Origin of the sequence: Paenibacillus puerhi (assembly GCF_009846885.1) — a bacterium.
GTDB lineage: Bacteria > Bacillota > Bacilli > Paenibacillales > NBRC-103111 > Paenibacillus_G > Paenibacillus_G puerhi.
Window position 1 is genome coordinate 25,245 of record NZ_WUWM01000014.1, and the last position, 14,166, is coordinate 39,410.

At 54.4% G+C, this 14,166-nt stretch carries 14 protein-coding genes; 9 read left to right on the forward strand and 5 right to left on the reverse strand.

Translation table 11 applies throughout. The features are described 5' to 3' along the window. Nucleotides 1–44: 44 nt before the first annotated feature. A complete protein-coding gene (locus tag GSF01_RS14125) occupies nucleotides 45–539 on the reverse strand; it encodes a MarR family winged helix-turn-helix transcriptional regulator (RefSeq protein ID WP_159885053.1) in 495 nt (164 codons plus the stop codon). A 208-nt stretch (nucleotides 540–747) separates the two neighbouring features. Here GSF01_RS14125 and GSF01_RS29660 point away from each other — a divergent pair, with 208 nt between their 5' ends. Next, nucleotides 748–975, forward strand: a complete 228-nt coding sequence (locus tag GSF01_RS29660) for a 3-dehydroquinate dehydratase (RefSeq protein WP_159885055.1) — start codon at nucleotides 748–750, stop codon at nucleotides 973–975. Here GSF01_RS29660 and GSF01_RS14135 read toward each other — a convergent pair. Beyond that, nucleotides 972–1,784, reverse strand: a complete 813-nt coding sequence (locus GSF01_RS14135) for a helix-turn-helix domain-containing protein (RefSeq protein ID WP_159885057.1) — start codon at nucleotides 1,782–1,784, stop codon at nucleotides 972–974. The genes GSF01_RS29660 and GSF01_RS14135 overlap by 4 nt on opposite strands. 137 nt (nucleotides 1,785–1,921) lie before the next feature. Between GSF01_RS14135 and GSF01_RS14140 the strand changes: the two genes are divergently transcribed. Further along, nucleotides 1,922–2,677 (forward strand): sugar phosphate isomerase/epimerase family protein, encoded by a 756-nt coding sequence (locus GSF01_RS14140; protein ID WP_159885059.1) that lies wholly within the window; start codon nucleotides 1,922–1,924, stop codon nucleotides 2,675–2,677. A 42-nt stretch (nucleotides 2,678–2,719) separates the two neighbouring features. Beyond that, on the forward strand, nucleotides 2,720–3,739 hold the full coding sequence (locus GSF01_RS14145) for a Gfo/Idh/MocA family protein (protein ID WP_159885061.1): 1,020 nt from the start codon (nucleotides 2,720–2,722) through the stop codon (nucleotides 3,737–3,739). 62 nt (nucleotides 3,740–3,801) lie between these two features. Here the strand turns inward: GSF01_RS14145 and GSF01_RS14150 are convergent, their stop codons facing one another. Both GSF01_RS14150 and GSF01_RS14155 read right to left on the reverse strand, forming a co-directional pair. Beyond that, entirely contained in the window at nucleotides 3,802–4,131 is a 330-nt protein-coding gene (locus GSF01_RS14150; RefSeq protein ID WP_159885063.1) for a hypothetical protein, read from the reverse strand. Nucleotides 4,132–4,146: 15 nt separating this feature from the next. Next, nucleotides 4,147–4,368, reverse strand: coding sequence for a hypothetical protein (locus GSF01_RS14155; protein WP_159885065.1), 222 nt, complete (start codon nucleotides 4,366–4,368; stop codon nucleotides 4,147–4,149). A gap of 490 nt (nucleotides 4,369–4,858) precedes the next feature. Here GSF01_RS14155 and GSF01_RS14160 point away from each other — a divergent pair, with 490 nt between their 5' ends. The 6 genes from GSF01_RS14160 (at nucleotide 4,859) to GSF01_RS14185 (ending at nucleotide 12,732) form a co-directional block, all read left to right on the forward strand. Further along, nucleotides 4,859–6,190: an ABC transporter substrate-binding protein gene (locus tag GSF01_RS14160; protein ID WP_159885067.1), complete on the forward strand. Its 1,332-nt coding sequence runs from the start codon at nucleotides 4,859–4,861 to the stop codon at nucleotides 6,188–6,190. A gap of 96 nt (nucleotides 6,191–6,286) precedes the next feature. Further along, on the forward strand, nucleotides 6,287–7,237 hold the full coding sequence (locus GSF01_RS14165; RefSeq protein WP_159885069.1) for a carbohydrate ABC transporter permease: 951 nt from the start codon (nucleotides 6,287–6,289) through the stop codon (nucleotides 7,235–7,237). Between the two features lies 1 nt (nucleotide 7,238). After that, nucleotides 7,239–8,081: a carbohydrate ABC transporter permease gene (locus GSF01_RS14170; RefSeq protein WP_159885071.1), complete on the forward strand. Its 843-nt coding sequence runs from the start codon at nucleotides 7,239–7,241 to the stop codon at nucleotides 8,079–8,081. Nucleotides 8,082–8,132: 51 nt separating this feature from the next. Beyond that, nucleotides 8,133–9,605, forward strand: coding sequence for a DUF5605 domain-containing protein (locus tag GSF01_RS14175; protein WP_407945769.1), 1,473 nt, complete (start codon nucleotides 8,133–8,135; stop codon nucleotides 9,603–9,605). Nucleotides 9,606–9,621: 16 nt separating this feature from the next. Then, entirely contained in the window at nucleotides 9,622–11,229 is a 1,608-nt protein-coding gene (locus GSF01_RS14180) for a DUF5605 domain-containing protein (protein WP_159885073.1), read from the forward strand. A gap of 66 nt (nucleotides 11,230–11,295) precedes the next feature. After that, nucleotides 11,296–12,732: a DUF5060 domain-containing protein gene (locus GSF01_RS14185; protein ID WP_159885074.1), complete on the forward strand. Its 1,437-nt coding sequence runs from the start codon at nucleotides 11,296–11,298 to the stop codon at nucleotides 12,730–12,732. Between the two features lie 372 nt (nucleotides 12,733–13,104). On the opposite strand, the gene GSF01_RS14190 is transcribed toward GSF01_RS14185, so the two are convergent. After that, nucleotides 13,105–13,830 (reverse strand): class I SAM-dependent methyltransferase, encoded by a 726-nt coding sequence (locus GSF01_RS14190; RefSeq protein ID WP_159885075.1) that lies wholly within the window; start codon nucleotides 13,828–13,830, stop codon nucleotides 13,105–13,107. Between the last annotated feature and the right edge of the window lie 336 nt (nucleotides 13,831–14,166).

Genomic DNA, 14,166 nt, shown 5'->3' on the forward strand with positions numbered 1-14,166 from the left:
TACGGAACCATTCCTATCCGTCCCGGTCCCCGCCGGCTTGAGATTCAGGGCGCATCGTCCTTGGTTCCAGGCTCCGGCGGAAGGTCGTCCCGCGAGTAGGAGGCTTCCTTAGCCAGGCGGGCCGCATTCTCCCCCATCTTCTCAAGCAGCGTCCAGGCCTGCTCCTTCTCCTCTTCGGAGAGCCCTTGGGTCAGCAGGCTTCGCCAATCGATCAGGACGCCGCGCACCTCATCCTTGATATCAAGCGCCTTGGGCGTCAGAAATACCCGGTTGAACCGTTTGTCGTCCTCCCGCACCTTGCGCGTTACATAGCCTTGCTCTTCCAGTTTTCTTAAAGCCTTGGCAGTCGTGCCTTTATCGATCAGCAAGTATTCGGACAGCTCCTCCTGGCTAAGACCGTCGGCCTTGTAGAGGGCATTGAGGAAAATGTATTGGCCTCTGCCGATCTCCCGTTCCTTCAGCCGGCCGGCGACATACATTTGTCCGGACCGGTAAAGCAGCGAGATCAGCCGGGGGATCGTGTATTTGTGCTCCGCCATGCGCTTCCCTCGTCCCTTTTAAGTTAGTTGCATTTGCTATTGGAAAAAATTATACGCAGTGAACTTGGCGAATGCAAACTTTATGCCAAAGTCCGGTTGCCAAAGATGACATCATTTTGTAATATTATTTTAAGCTTATTTTAATAATACTAGATTATTCTACTAGTATAGTCAGGATAGAAAAAGATAGAATAGGACGGTGTCAGGGATGAAAGTTTTTGTTACGTTTCAGAACAAAGAGGTCCCGGTTTTCGCCGACAGCCTGAATAAGAAGACACTGAAGCTGCTTAAGGCAGCTCTCGACAAAAAGGTGACAACCGGAAGAAATACCCTTCAAAAATGTCTGAAGTCCCTCATCAGTATTGAGGTCATCGGCTGTGAGGCCATTTTGCATTCCCTTAATGAGAAAGATTCACTTGCTTTGTCCCTCTATTAGAGGGACTTTTTTTGTAATCCGCGGAATTGTCCCGGAGCCATACCGTAGGTTTCCTTGAATACCCGGTGAAAATAGGTGTAGCCTCCGAAGCCGCAGGTTTGGGCGATCTGGTCGAGCGTCATCGACGTATAGATCATCCGTTCCACGGCAGCGGCAAGCCGCAGCTCCAAGGCGTATTCCATCATCGACTTACCGAAACACTCCTTAAACAGATGGACGGCGCGGGACACGCTAAGTCCGGCCTGCTCGGCCGCTTCCTCCACCTTGAAGCTTCGGGTGGCATGCTCTTCGATGAACCGCTTCATGCGGATCGCGGCGAAGGGCTTGCCCTGCTTCGGAGTCGTTTCCGTTACCGCGCGCTCCAGGCAAAGACATAGCGCCCGCAGCAGATAGTCGATCAGCTCGGACGTGCCGCTGCCTGCTGTGCGCAGGTTCTCCAGCAGAAGCTGCTGCCAAAGCGAGACCAGCTTCTCGTCAAGGTCTATGCGGCTGACGGACGGCTTATCGGCGCGTCTCCACCACTCGTCGATCCACTTTCCTTCGCAGCATAAGTAGTAGTCCCCGCTCGCTACGGGGGCCAGCTCTCCGTCCGTCAGAGGCTGTTCCTCCATCAGCAGCGTATACGTATCCCCGGGCTTGATCAGGATCAGGTGGCCTGGTTCGATCGCGACCCCGCGCGAGTTGATATGGACATGGCAGGTGCCTTCCGTCTGCAGCCGGAATAAATAATGCGGGGAGCCGTTCTTATAATGCGTGGTGAAGCGTTCGGTATGATAAGAGTAACCGCAGGTTAGGAGGGTTGCGGTCATCGTCAGTCCTCCTTTTGCAAATCGCAGCCAAATTGTTGATGTTTTCATTATATCGTTTATATGCAGAAAATACGATTGTTTGTATAGTAGAAGGAGAAACGGCACATCATATGGAATAATAAGGGAGAGTGGGCTTCATGAGAAAGATGGGGATTGGCGTTCAGCTTTATACCTTGCGCAATGAAACGGCGGCGGATTTCCCGGGAACGCTCCGCAAGGTCGCAGAGCTTGGATATGAGGGCGTTGAATTTGCCGGGTACGGCGGGCTGTCTGCGGAGGAAATGAAAGCGCTGTTGCAGGAGCTGAACCTGAAGGTTCCGGGCAGCCATGTCAGCCTCGAGCGTCTGCGGAACGATCTGCAGGGCGAGATTGATTATTTGAAGGCGATCGGCGGCCAAGCGATTATCGTACCGTGGGCGCCGGACGAGGGTGAGGAAGGCTGGAAGTCGCTTATCTCCGAGCTGCAGACCTTGGGAGCTGAGGTGCGCAAGCAGGGCCTGGGCTTCGGCTACCATAACCATGCTTTCGAATTCGAGAGCAAGGTGGGGGATGCGTTCGTCTTCGACGCGATCTTCGAGTCTCAGCCTGAGCTGCTGGTCGAGATGGACGCATGCTGGGTGCATCGCGGAGGCCAGGACCCGGTCGCTTATATCCGCAAGTATGCCGGCCGTCTGCCATTCGTTCATGCGAAAGACTATAAAGTGGAAGGCGACAGTACGGTAACGCTGGAGCTCGGTCAAGGCATTGTGGCTTTGGATGAAGTTATCGGGGCCGCATCCGACGCCGGAGTGGAATGGCTGATTGTCGAGCAGGATAACTGTCAGAACCCTCCTCTGGAAAGTATCTCGAACAGTATGAATTGGTTGAAGGAGCATTATCTGAAGCGCGTATAGTTTTCGTGGATTCATCATTACTCAATAAGGAGAGAACGATTCATGACTAAGCTGAAGGTGGCCGTTATCGGCTGCGGCTCTATTGCCAGAGTCCGTCACATTTTCGAATATTCCCTGCTGCCGCAGGTGGAGCTAGTTGCATTCTGTGATCTTAACGAGGAGCGTGCGCAAAAGTTCGCCGATCAATACGGCGGCAAGGTGTACACGGACTATCGTACGCTGCTGGAAGAAGTTAAGCCGGATGCGGTCAGCGTCTGCACGCCGAATGCCATTCACGCGGAGGTTACGATCGCTGCGGCTAAGGTAGGCGCGCATGTGCTGGTCGAGAAGCCGATGGCGGCTACAACCGCCGAAGCGGATGCGATGATCCAAGCGGCTGAAGCGGCCGGCGTGCATCTGATGGTAGGCCACAACCAGCGGCTGATGCCTCCGCACGTGAAGGCAAAGGAAATTCTGGAAAGCGGCAAGCTCGGCAAGGTGCTGACATTCCGTACGTCTTTCGGTCATCCCGGTCCGGAACGCTGGAGCGTAGACGGCAGAGAAAGCTGGTTTTTCCGCAAGCCGGAGGCTGTCATGGGGGCAATGGGCGATCTCGGCGTGCACAAGTCTGACTTGATCCGCTGGCTGCTTGCCGACGAGGTGTCTGAAGTGGCGGCCTTCGTCGATACCCGTCATAAGGAAGGGACGGATGTAGACGATAACGCTACCTGCATTCTTCGTATGAAAAGCGGCGCGATCGGTACGCTGGTAGCGAGCTGGACGTATTACAAGGGCGAGGATAACAGCACGGTGCTCTGGTGCGAGAATGGCGTGATGAAGATCGGCACCGATCCGCAGGATCAAGTGATCGTTGAATTGCGCGACGGCACCATTGAGAAGTACAATGTAGGCGGTATTTCGACCAACGAGCAACAGCTGACCAGCGGCGTCATCCGCGAATTTGTCGAAGGCATCCTGAGCGGTACGCCACCGCGCATCTCGGGAGAAGAAGGCAAACGTTCCTTGAACGTCATCCTGGCTGCTTTCGAGTCGCAGGATACAGGCAAGATCGTTTCTTTGTAAGATACGGATACGGTAATAAAAGCTGTAGGAGGCGGACGCTAAGTCCGCTTCCTGCAGCTTTTTTACGTATAAGATGAGGAATCGGTGTTCAATATATGCATGCTTTTGATGTGTGCTTTCGTTTCCTTTGTGCCCAAATCATGCAGCTTTTGATAAATCTCCGTCAAGACGAAATCATACCCATCGTTTGCCCTGTCGTGATGATAAGGAATACCGGGGAGGGGAGTTCTAAAGAAGGTTTCATTCTCGAAATCCTCCTCTTCTTCAAACAAATCCTGAAGCTGCAAAATCTCTTCCGGGGTAGCGTCGATTTCAAATTCATACGCTGCATCGCCCTGCTGGAGCATGATGGTTTTAGATTGTACCGACACGTAATACCTGTTTTTTTCCATATCCTTACCTCCCGTTTATCTATAGAAATACATCCACAGGATTCCCCCTAAAAGAAGAAGAATCGGAAAAAGCACATTGGCGATAATAATCGGATTAGCCAAAAATGGGTGTTTTACAGTGGTGGGGTTTGTTCCTTTATCCAGTTCTTTGTTTTGAACTCTTTTTATTGTCACCAAGGAAATAACAAGAGCGAAAGCACAGACGATAAAAGCTAAGGTAACCAATATTTTTAACATCGCAGTTAACTCCTTGATTTGAATTTGTTCTTTATTATTTGGCTAAACGGAAAATTTATGTGTGACTTGTAATCGAGTAGCGAGCTTCTTTCCCCGAGGCGTTTCCTAAACTAAACTTAACTAAATAATAGGGTCTTATCTTTGCGAATAAAACACCATTACTTTCCTTTTGTTAGCTAAGAGGTTATATAAAGAGGGTTACTGAAAAATATTTAGTTAAAAAGTCAGTTTTTTAAACATTGATTTTAGTAAATGTTCATTGACTCGTTTATTGATCCGATGTTATGATTTGGATGAAACAGGGGAGGCTTGCCGAATAAATAGTAAGGGCTTATCGGAGTGTATCTGCTTGAAGAGGAAATAAGGAGGTAGATACGAGAGCTTATTACATCAATGTTGACAGCGCTTACAAAAATGGGGCTAACCACGCTTTGACTTTCCGATGAACACTTGCAGAGAACCATCATCCGTACAAAGGGAGGCTTGTCGAATGAACTTGAAAAAAAACATGTCCTTACTCGCAACCATCGCTATGACGGCAACTATGCTGGCCGCTTGTTCGCCTGGCGGAGCTAAGTCCGATCCGGCACCAGGTGCGGGAGGGGCCGCCGATTCGGGCGGGAAAGCTGCTGAGCAGAACGTGGAGCTGCGCATGGTATGGTGGGGAGCCCAAGCCCGTCATGACGCGACGCTGAAGGTGATCGAGCTGTTCGAGAAGAAGCATCCGAACATTAAGATCAGCGGCGAATATATGGGCAGCGACGGCTACTTTGACAAATTAAATACGCAAATCGCAGGCGGCAATGCGCCGGATCTGATCCAAATCGGCAACAACTATCCGGATTACGTAGCCAAGGGCGCTTTTTATGATCTGACTCCTTTCATGGGCAAAGAAATAGACATTGCCGACTTTGAGAAGTCCAGTATTGAATCCGGCGCGATGGATGGAAAGCAGTATGGGATTATCTTAGGCTCCAACGCTTATGGAATCGCTTACAACACGGAGCTGGTCAAAAAAGCGGGGATGCAGCCGCCTACCGGCGACTGGACCTGGGACGAGTTCGGGAAGTATGCGGCCGACCTTAGCAAAGCGCTGGGCAAGGGCTATTACGGGGCGGTGGACGAATCCAAGCTTCCGCTGTATTTGAATTACTTTGCCCGGCAAAGCGACAAAACCTTGTATAAGGATGGGAAGGTCGGACTCGGCAAGCAGGAGCTGGAAAACTGGCTGACGATGTGGGACAACTTCCGCAAAGCAGGGAGCACCCCGCCCGCGGACATGACGGCCGCTTATACGGAGAATCCGGAGAACTCCTCCTTCGTGGAAGGCAAAACCGTCATGCATCTGGTCTGGTCCAATCAGATCAATGCTTACCAGAAGGCGATGAAGGACGAGATCAAGGTCGTGCTGCCTCCGAAAGGCGGGGCAGGGTCGGTTCAGGGGCTGTGGCTGCAGCCGAGCCAGTTCTTGTCGGTCAACAGCAAGTCGAAGCATCCGAAGGAAGCGGCCATGTTCATCAGCTTCATGGTGAACGATCCCGAGGCTACGATGGTTCTTGGCAGCGAACGCGGCGTGCCTGGCTCTTCCAAAGCCCGTGAAGCGCTCAAGGCCAAAGCCAGCGACGTAGATAAGAAGGTATACGAGTATATCGATATCGCCGCTAAAAACTCCCGCGTGCCGGATCGTGAAATACCGAATGGCAAGGAATTCGAAACGACGCTCGTTAATACGACTCAGAAGGTTGCCTTCGGCAAAGAGACGATTGCCAACGGAGCTCAGGAAGTGTTGAACGCGGCCGAGAAGGTCGTCAATAAAAAGTAAGATGCCGATGCAGCGGACCGAATCCGGTTTAGTCCAGGGGTTCGGTCCGCTGTTCCCCTGCTTCCTACACGTATGCACGATGAAAGGGGTGCGATTATGGACTCAGTTACCGGAGTGCCGAAGAAACGATCAGCTGGGACGGCGGCGGGCTTTCTCGGGCGGCTGTGGAAACGAAATGCCATCGCGTATTTGTTTCTGCTGCCCTGGTTTATCGGATTGTTTGCCTTGACCATCGGGCCGATGCTCAGCTCCTTCTATTATTCCTTGACCAAGTTCGATGTGATTGCGCCGCCGCAGTTTATCGGCTTCGAGAATTACCGGACGATGCTGACGGCCGATCCCCGATTTTTAACGTCGCTTAAGGTGACCTTTATTTATGTATTTCTGTCCGTTCCCCTGAAGCTGGTGTTCGCCCTGCTGGTCGCGGTGCTGATGAACAAAGGACTGCGCGGGCTTGGCTTTTACCGGACGATGTATTATCTCCCTACGCTGCTGGGGGGCAGTGTGGCGATTGCGGTGCTGTGGCGTAAAATCTTTGGGGGCTCCGGCGTCGTCAATCAGTTTTTGCTGGTGTTCGGCATAGAAGCCCCGGATTGGATCGCGAATCCCGACTATGCGCTATATTCCATTGTCGCCTTGTCGGTCTGGCAGTTCGGCTCTTCGATGATCATCTTTCTGGCCGGCTTGAAGCAGATTCCGCAGGATTTCTACGAGGCCGCCCAAGTGGACGGCGCTTCCCGAATGAGGCGGTTCTGGCACATCACGCTTCCGCTGCTGACGCCGGTTATTTTCTTCAATCTGGTTATTCAGCTTATCGGGTCGTTCCAGGCGTTCACCCAATCCTTCATTATTAGCGGGGGCCAAGGCGGGCCGATGGACTCCACCCTGTTCTACACGCTCTATCTGTACATGAAGGGCTTTGCTTTCTATGAAATGGGCTATGCGTCGGCGATGGCGTGGGCGCTGCTCGTCATTATCGGGTTGTTCACCGCTGTCCTGTTCGCCACATCCAGGCTATGGGTACATTACGGGGACGGAGGACAATAAGATGGCCTATTCCAATCGCATCCAGCAGCTGGTTCTGCACGGCATCATTATTTTTCTCGGCTTGCTCATGCTGTATCCGATCCTATGGCTGATCAGCAGCTCGTTGAAGCCTGCCAACCTTATATTTACCGACTTGAGCTTATGGCCCAAGGAAGTGACCCTGGACAATTATATCAAGGGCTGGAAGGGAATCGCACGCGTGCCTTTCCTGACCTTTATGACGAATTCATTCATTATTTCAATCTTGTGCGTAGTAGGCAATCTGATATCCTGCTCGATGGCGGCTTATGCCTTCGGGCGACTGGATTTCGATCTGAAGAAAATCTGGTTCGCTCTGATGCTGGTTACGATTATGCTTCCGCATCACGTAACGATCATTCCACAATACATCCTGTTCAAGGAATTGAACTGGATCGATACGTATTATCCGCTGACCATCCCGAAGTGGCTGGCGACCGACGCCTTCTTCATCTTTTTGATGGTGCAGTTCATACGGGGGCTGCCGAAGGAGCTGGATGAATCGGCTACGATCGATGGCTGTGGAAAAATTCGGATCTACTGGCGGATCGTGCTGCCGCTTGCCGTCCCGGCTTTGATCACGACGGGGATCTTCACCTTTATCTGGACCTGGGACGACTTCTTCAGCCAGCTGCTGTATTTGAATACGGCGAAGCTGTATACGATCCCGCTCGGTCTGCGCCTGTTTATGGACTCGTCCGGCGAATCCAACTGGGGTGTACTGTTCGCGATGTCCGTGCTGTCGCTCATCCCGAGTCTGGTCATTTTCTTCAGCTGTCAGAAATATTTCGTCGAGGGCATCTCAACATCGGGCATCAAGGGCTGATGCTCTGGAAAGTCCAGGCAATCTACCAAGATGATTTCAGGAGTGATGAAGATGAGTAGCAGTCCGAATAACGGCAGAATCGAACGGTGGGGACTGTTCGAGCTTACGCTCGCGGGACCCGCCGCGGGAAATCCCTATAAGGACGTCGCCGTGAGCGCCTGCTTTCGGCATCGGCATCGCAGCCTGGAGGTCACGGGCTTCTACGATGGCGATGGCAGCTATAAGATCCGGTTTATGCCGGATATCGAGGGAGTCTGGACGTATACGGTGTCCAGCAGTCATGCTGAGCTGAGCGGAGCGGCCGGACAGTTCGTATGTACGCCGGCCAAGGAGGGCAATCACGGTCCGGTCCGGGTGAGGGACGAGACGCATTTCGAATATGAAGACGGGACGGAGTACCATCCGTTCGGTACGACGTGCTACGCCTGGATTCATCAGGAAGAAGAGCTCCAGGAGGAGACGTTGTCCACGCTGAGGCAAGGTCCCTTTAATAAGATCCGGATGTGCTTGTTCCCCAAGAGGTACAGCTTTAATGCCAATGAACCGGAGCATTTCCCGTTTGCCGGATCCAAGGCCGAGGGCTTTGATTGGGAATGCTTCAACCCCGCGTACTTTGCGAATCTGGAGAAGCGGATCCTACAGCTCGGGGAGCTTGGGATCGAAGCGGATCTCATCCTTTTCCATCCGTATGATATGGGTCATTGGGGCTTCGACCGGATGGCGGCCGAGACCGATGATTTTTATTTGCGCTATGTCATTGCGCGGCTGGGAGCTTATCGCAACGTCTGGTGGTCGCTCGCCAACGAATTTGATTTTATGAAGGAGAAGGTTATGAGCGATTGGGACCGGCTGTTCCGCGTTGTCGTGGAATCCGATCCGTACCAGCGTCTGCGCTCGATCCATAACGGCTCCAGTATGTATAACCCCGGGGGCATCATTTATTACGATCATACGAAGCCGTGGGTTACCCACGTCAGTATGCAGCACTGGGACGTGACGCTGATGAGGTCATGGCTCGCTCTGTACCGGAAGCCGGTCGTCGTGGACGAATGCTGCTATGAGGGTAATCTGCCTCAGCGCTGGGGCAATATTTCCGGGGAAGAAATGACCGCCAAGTTCTGGGACTGTTTCGCCCGCGGGGGATATGGGGGGCATGGCGAAACGTTCATGCATCCCGATAACGTTATCTGGTGGGCCCGCGGCGGTAAGCTGTATGGGGACAGCCCGCAGCGGCTTGCCTTTATGCGGAGCATTCTGGATGAAGCGCCGGCTTGGCTGAGGCCGCAGGAGCGCTTCCGGGACGTGCCGACGGTAGGCATCGAGAACGTCTACTATTTGCAATATTACAATAATCACCGTCCGGCTTACCGCGAGCTCCCTTTACCTGAAGGGGGGCGCTACCAGATCGACCTCATCGATACGTGGAATATGACAATTACCCCGCTTGAGGGTACGTATTCGGGTGTAGCGGGTATCGCTATGCCAGGCAGGCCCTATATGGCGGTTCGGGTACGTGCGATATAGAAAGAATGGAGGTGCCATGTTGAAGAATCCATCATCGTCCGGATCCGATCCGGATGTGCTTGTGAGGCAAGTAGAACGCTGGGGTTTGCTGGAGCTGACACTATCCTTGGACAACAACGGCTTGGAGTCGCCGCTCCCAGCTTCCCATATAGACAGGTCAACATGGAAGGCGGTGTTCTCCAGGAGCGGGCGGGAACGGGAACGGTTTGCCTTCCAGGATGCTCAAGGGAACATGGCGATCCGCTTTATGCCGGATGAAGAAGGCGAATGGAGCTATGCCATCCTGGCCATGCCGTCTGAGGAGGAGAGACAGGGAGAGGCGAAGCTGCGGGAGAGCGGGAATGCGGCCGAAGCCAAACCCCGCGTGGTGGCGACCGGCCGCTTCAGGTGCACGCCGCCCGGCCCCGGCAACCGGGGGCCTGTCCGAGCGGTTAGCGAGAAGGACTTTGCCTATGCGGACGGGACGCCATCCTATCCGTTCGGCACGACTTGTCTGTATGGCTATGAGGAGGCATCGTTCGAGACGACGCTTGCTTCTCTCGGCAGCGCTTCTTTCAATAAAGTGCGGATGCGGGTCGATGCAGCCTGCTCCGATAGCCACCGGCTGGAGCAGGCGGTTACGAGGCTTGGAGCGATGGGGATCGAGGTGGAGCTGCTGCTGGGGGGCAGACCGCTTACGCCGGCGGCCGTGAAGAGCTTGCGCGAGACGGTCAGCCGCTTCGGGGCTTTTCGCCATGTGGGATGGGCATTGCTTGCGGAAGGCAGCGGCCTCGATCCGGCGGCGCGCAGCGCATGGCTTCGACAGGTTCATGCTTATGGCGGGGAAGGCCATCTGCTGACGGTGCACGCGGGCGATCCCTTCCTCGACTTTGGGGATCCGTCTATTACGCATGTCAGTCTGAAGGGCCGCGATCCGAGTCAGGTTTCCCGCTATGCGGCGCTGCATGGCAAACCGGTCATTATGGATGTGTGCGGATGCGAGGGCGATGCCCCGACGCTGGAGGACAGCTTGCCAGGTGAGGAACTGGTGAATCGAATCTGGACCAGCCTTTGCCGGGGCGGCTATGCCGGTCACGGGGAAGCCTTCGTCCGCGGGCAGGGCGGTACCTGGCATACCGATGGCGGTCCGCTCCTGGGCGAGGCGGGACCGAGAATCGCGTTCTTGCGGAGCATAATGGAAGAGGCGCCGGCCGGCTTGCGCTATATGCCGGAATACTACGATGCGGCGACGATTGGTATCGACGGCCTGTATTATCTGCAGTACCACGGCATTCATCAGTTCCCTTACAAGCAGCTGTCGGTCCCGCCGGGGCGTTATACCGTTGAGCTCATCGATGTGTGGGGGATGACGGTTACGGAAGTCGCCGGAGAATTCGACGGGCATATTCATGTGCCGCTGCCTTCGCGGAAATACCAAGCGCTGCGGATACGGAATCAAGCGGTACCGCCGTCTGAGCTGCCGTTCCGTTATGAGACGGCCAAGCAGCCTTCCCCGTACTCGTCACGTATGCGGAACGGCCAGAACCAACTGCCGGCCGTCGCCAATAGACTTGAGCAGGACGATAATTTCATCCAGGCCTCGGAGCGGCTGCAGCCGGACAGCGCGGGATCGGATGAAGGCTGAGGTGAAGACCGCTCGTTATCCGAGCAGGGGCTTGCCGGGAGCATGAGGCCAGAAATGGAGGAACATATGATACGTAGTGCAAACTATGCTGCGGAAGCTGTGCCTTGCTGGGGGAGGTTTGAAGGCCGCTTCGAAGGCCCCCGTACCGGTAATCCTTACCGGGAAGTCACCTTCTATGCCGAATTCCGCTGCGGCAATCGGGCGGTGGAGGCCGAGGGCTTCTATGATGGAGAGGGGATCTATAAGCTCCGATTCATGCCGGATACGCCGGGGGTCTGGACGTATGAGACGCGCAGCAACAGCCCGCAGCTCGATGGACAGCGGGGCGGGTTCGAGGCGGTGGAGCCGGAGCCGGGCAATCGCGGGATGGTCGGGGTCAAGGATGCGTACCGGTTTCAATTTTCAGATGGGACTCCGTATTTGCCCTTCGGCACGACGCTTTATCATTGGGTGCATCATGAGGATGAGGCAGAAGAGGAGCTGACCTTGTCCGAGCTGGCCAAAGCTCCGTTTAACAAGGTCCGCATGTGTATTCTTCCTACCGGAGATATGCATTCGCAGCAGCTTGCTTTTGCAGGAAGCCGGGAGGCCGGAGCGGATGTGAGTCGCTTCAATCCCGCATTTTTCGCCCATTTGGAGCGGAGAATTATGGATTTGCAGCAGCTTGGCATCGAGGCGGACCTTATCCTGTTCCATCCTTACGACCAAGGGGTTTGGGGCTTTGAACAGCTGGAGCCGGAGACGGAAGAGCTGTATTTGCGTTACGTCATCGCCCGTCTGGCCTCCTTCCGCAATGTATGGTGGTCGCTGGCCAATGAGTTTGACTTCAACGTCTACAAAACGATGGACGACTGGGACCGCGTATGCCGGATGGTAAGGCGTTTCGACCCGTACGGACATATGCTGTCGATCCATAACGGGACCAAGATGTATGATTATACCCGGACGGCAACTTACGATTATTCCAAGCCTTGGATTACGCATCAAAGCGTACAGCACTGGGATTCCGGCTTGATGGCGGAATGGATCCGAACGCATCGCAAGCCTGTCGTTCTGGATGAGTGCTGCTATGAGGGTAATGCGCCGCGCCGCTGGGGAAATGTACCCGGAGAGGAGCTGGTCAGCCGCTTCTGGGATAGCCTGGTGAACGGAGGTTACGCCGCGCATGGAGAGGTTTTCGGAGAGCCGTCCTGGATCTCCCGCGGAGGCCGGCTGTACGGAGAGAGTCCGGAGCGGATTGCTTTTCTCCGCAAGCTGATGGAGCAGGGGCAGGCCGACCTATGGCTGCCTGAAGCCGAACGCACCTGCTTCTGGACGTATCTCGGGATCAGCCGGCCAAGCAGCTGGGAGCTGAGGCTGCCGGGGACGAGGAAGTTCCATGTCGAGGTCGTCGATACCTGGAATATGCGGGTAGAGCGGCTGGAAGGCAGCTTCAGCGGGACATGCAGGATACCGCTGCTCCAGCAATCGTATCTGGCCATACGGGCTTTGGCCGCAGACTGAAAATACGGATTCGAATGAACCCGTCCGGGGCAACAAGTTGTTGAGGCTCGGGACAAGACGCCTTCCTAGCTTCCTATGCTGCGGCATACCGGAAGAGGAGAGGCGTCTTTGCATTTCTTATCATATGGAAAACTATGGATGAAGGGTTGTGCAAGGATTGTGAATAACTCTGTGGATATCCTCTGGGAATGGGCCTGTTAAACAACGAAACAAGGCGACTATTAGGGAATATCAGGAAGGGATTGTGGATGAAATGGTTGATAATGTGAACAAAATGTGCATAAAGCTTAGTTTCTTGTGTGTGATTTGTGGATAAATACTTAAGTCTGTCGCAATGGCTGCCTTAGCTGAGCGCATTAGCCGGAAGGCCAATCAGCCTTTGAATGCGCGGATCAACGTGTAGCCAAGCTGAGTTTTATGCTGTTCAATCAGCTCGTCGTGACGCATGGAAGTTTCCCATAGCGTAGGGTCCAGGAAGGCCATCCCGTCGGCAAATTGCAGCATGTCGGGATGGTTGATTTGATCCTCTCCTAGATGCTCCTGGAATAAAGACCGTTCCAGCAGCTCGTAGCGGACGAAGCGGCTTGTCGATAGAGCTGCCTCCCAATCATCGAGCGTAAACAGCTGGTTAAACCCGAAAAACTCGCTCAGTTTCTCCCGAGATTCCGCCGACATGCTCGGAAATGCGGCGACCTCACGGTCATACAGCGTTCCTTCGGGGCTCAACACCCGGTAATATTCGCCCAGTGCGGCAGGAATCGAAGCGAAGCTGGTTACCGATTCGGCGAGGACGACATCGAACGTGCCGTCATCAAAGGGGAGGTCCGTAATATCGCCTTGGACCCACTGGACCTCCAACTGCTCAGCGGACGAGCGGGCGGCAGCTTTCGCCAGCATATCCGGCCGCAGATCGAGTCCGGTGACCTGGAAGCCCTGCCTCGCGAGATAACAGGATGTGCGTCCCGTCCCGCACCCTACCTCCAGAATCCTTGTGCCCTTAGGCAGCGGGTAGCGTTCGAGCTGCTCCAGCGTAGCGGCGAATCCGCCCGGATGGGCGCTGCCGATTCCCAGCCGAGTCAACATATCCAAGTATTGCATCGCTTTCCTCCTCATCCTTCCACGAGTGTCTATGTAGTATATGAATAACCGGGCAAATGGATATGGTCGATTATCACGGGTAGTGGAACTTTCATAGGGGGGAGCGAAGATGTCCGTATGTGCCAGCTGTTCAAGCGGAGGAGCAGGGAGGAGGGGGTCCGAGGTCGGTCAGGTTGGGGTGTGAGCCGACCTCATGCAGGTGTGCGGCTGCGAGGCGTATGGAAGAAAATGGGGTTAAATAGACATCCCCGGCCAACCGGGCGGCAAGCGATGCTTACAGGCCGGTTGGCCGGGGAGGCGGGCTCAAACACAAAAGAAGGATACGATTCTGCGCAG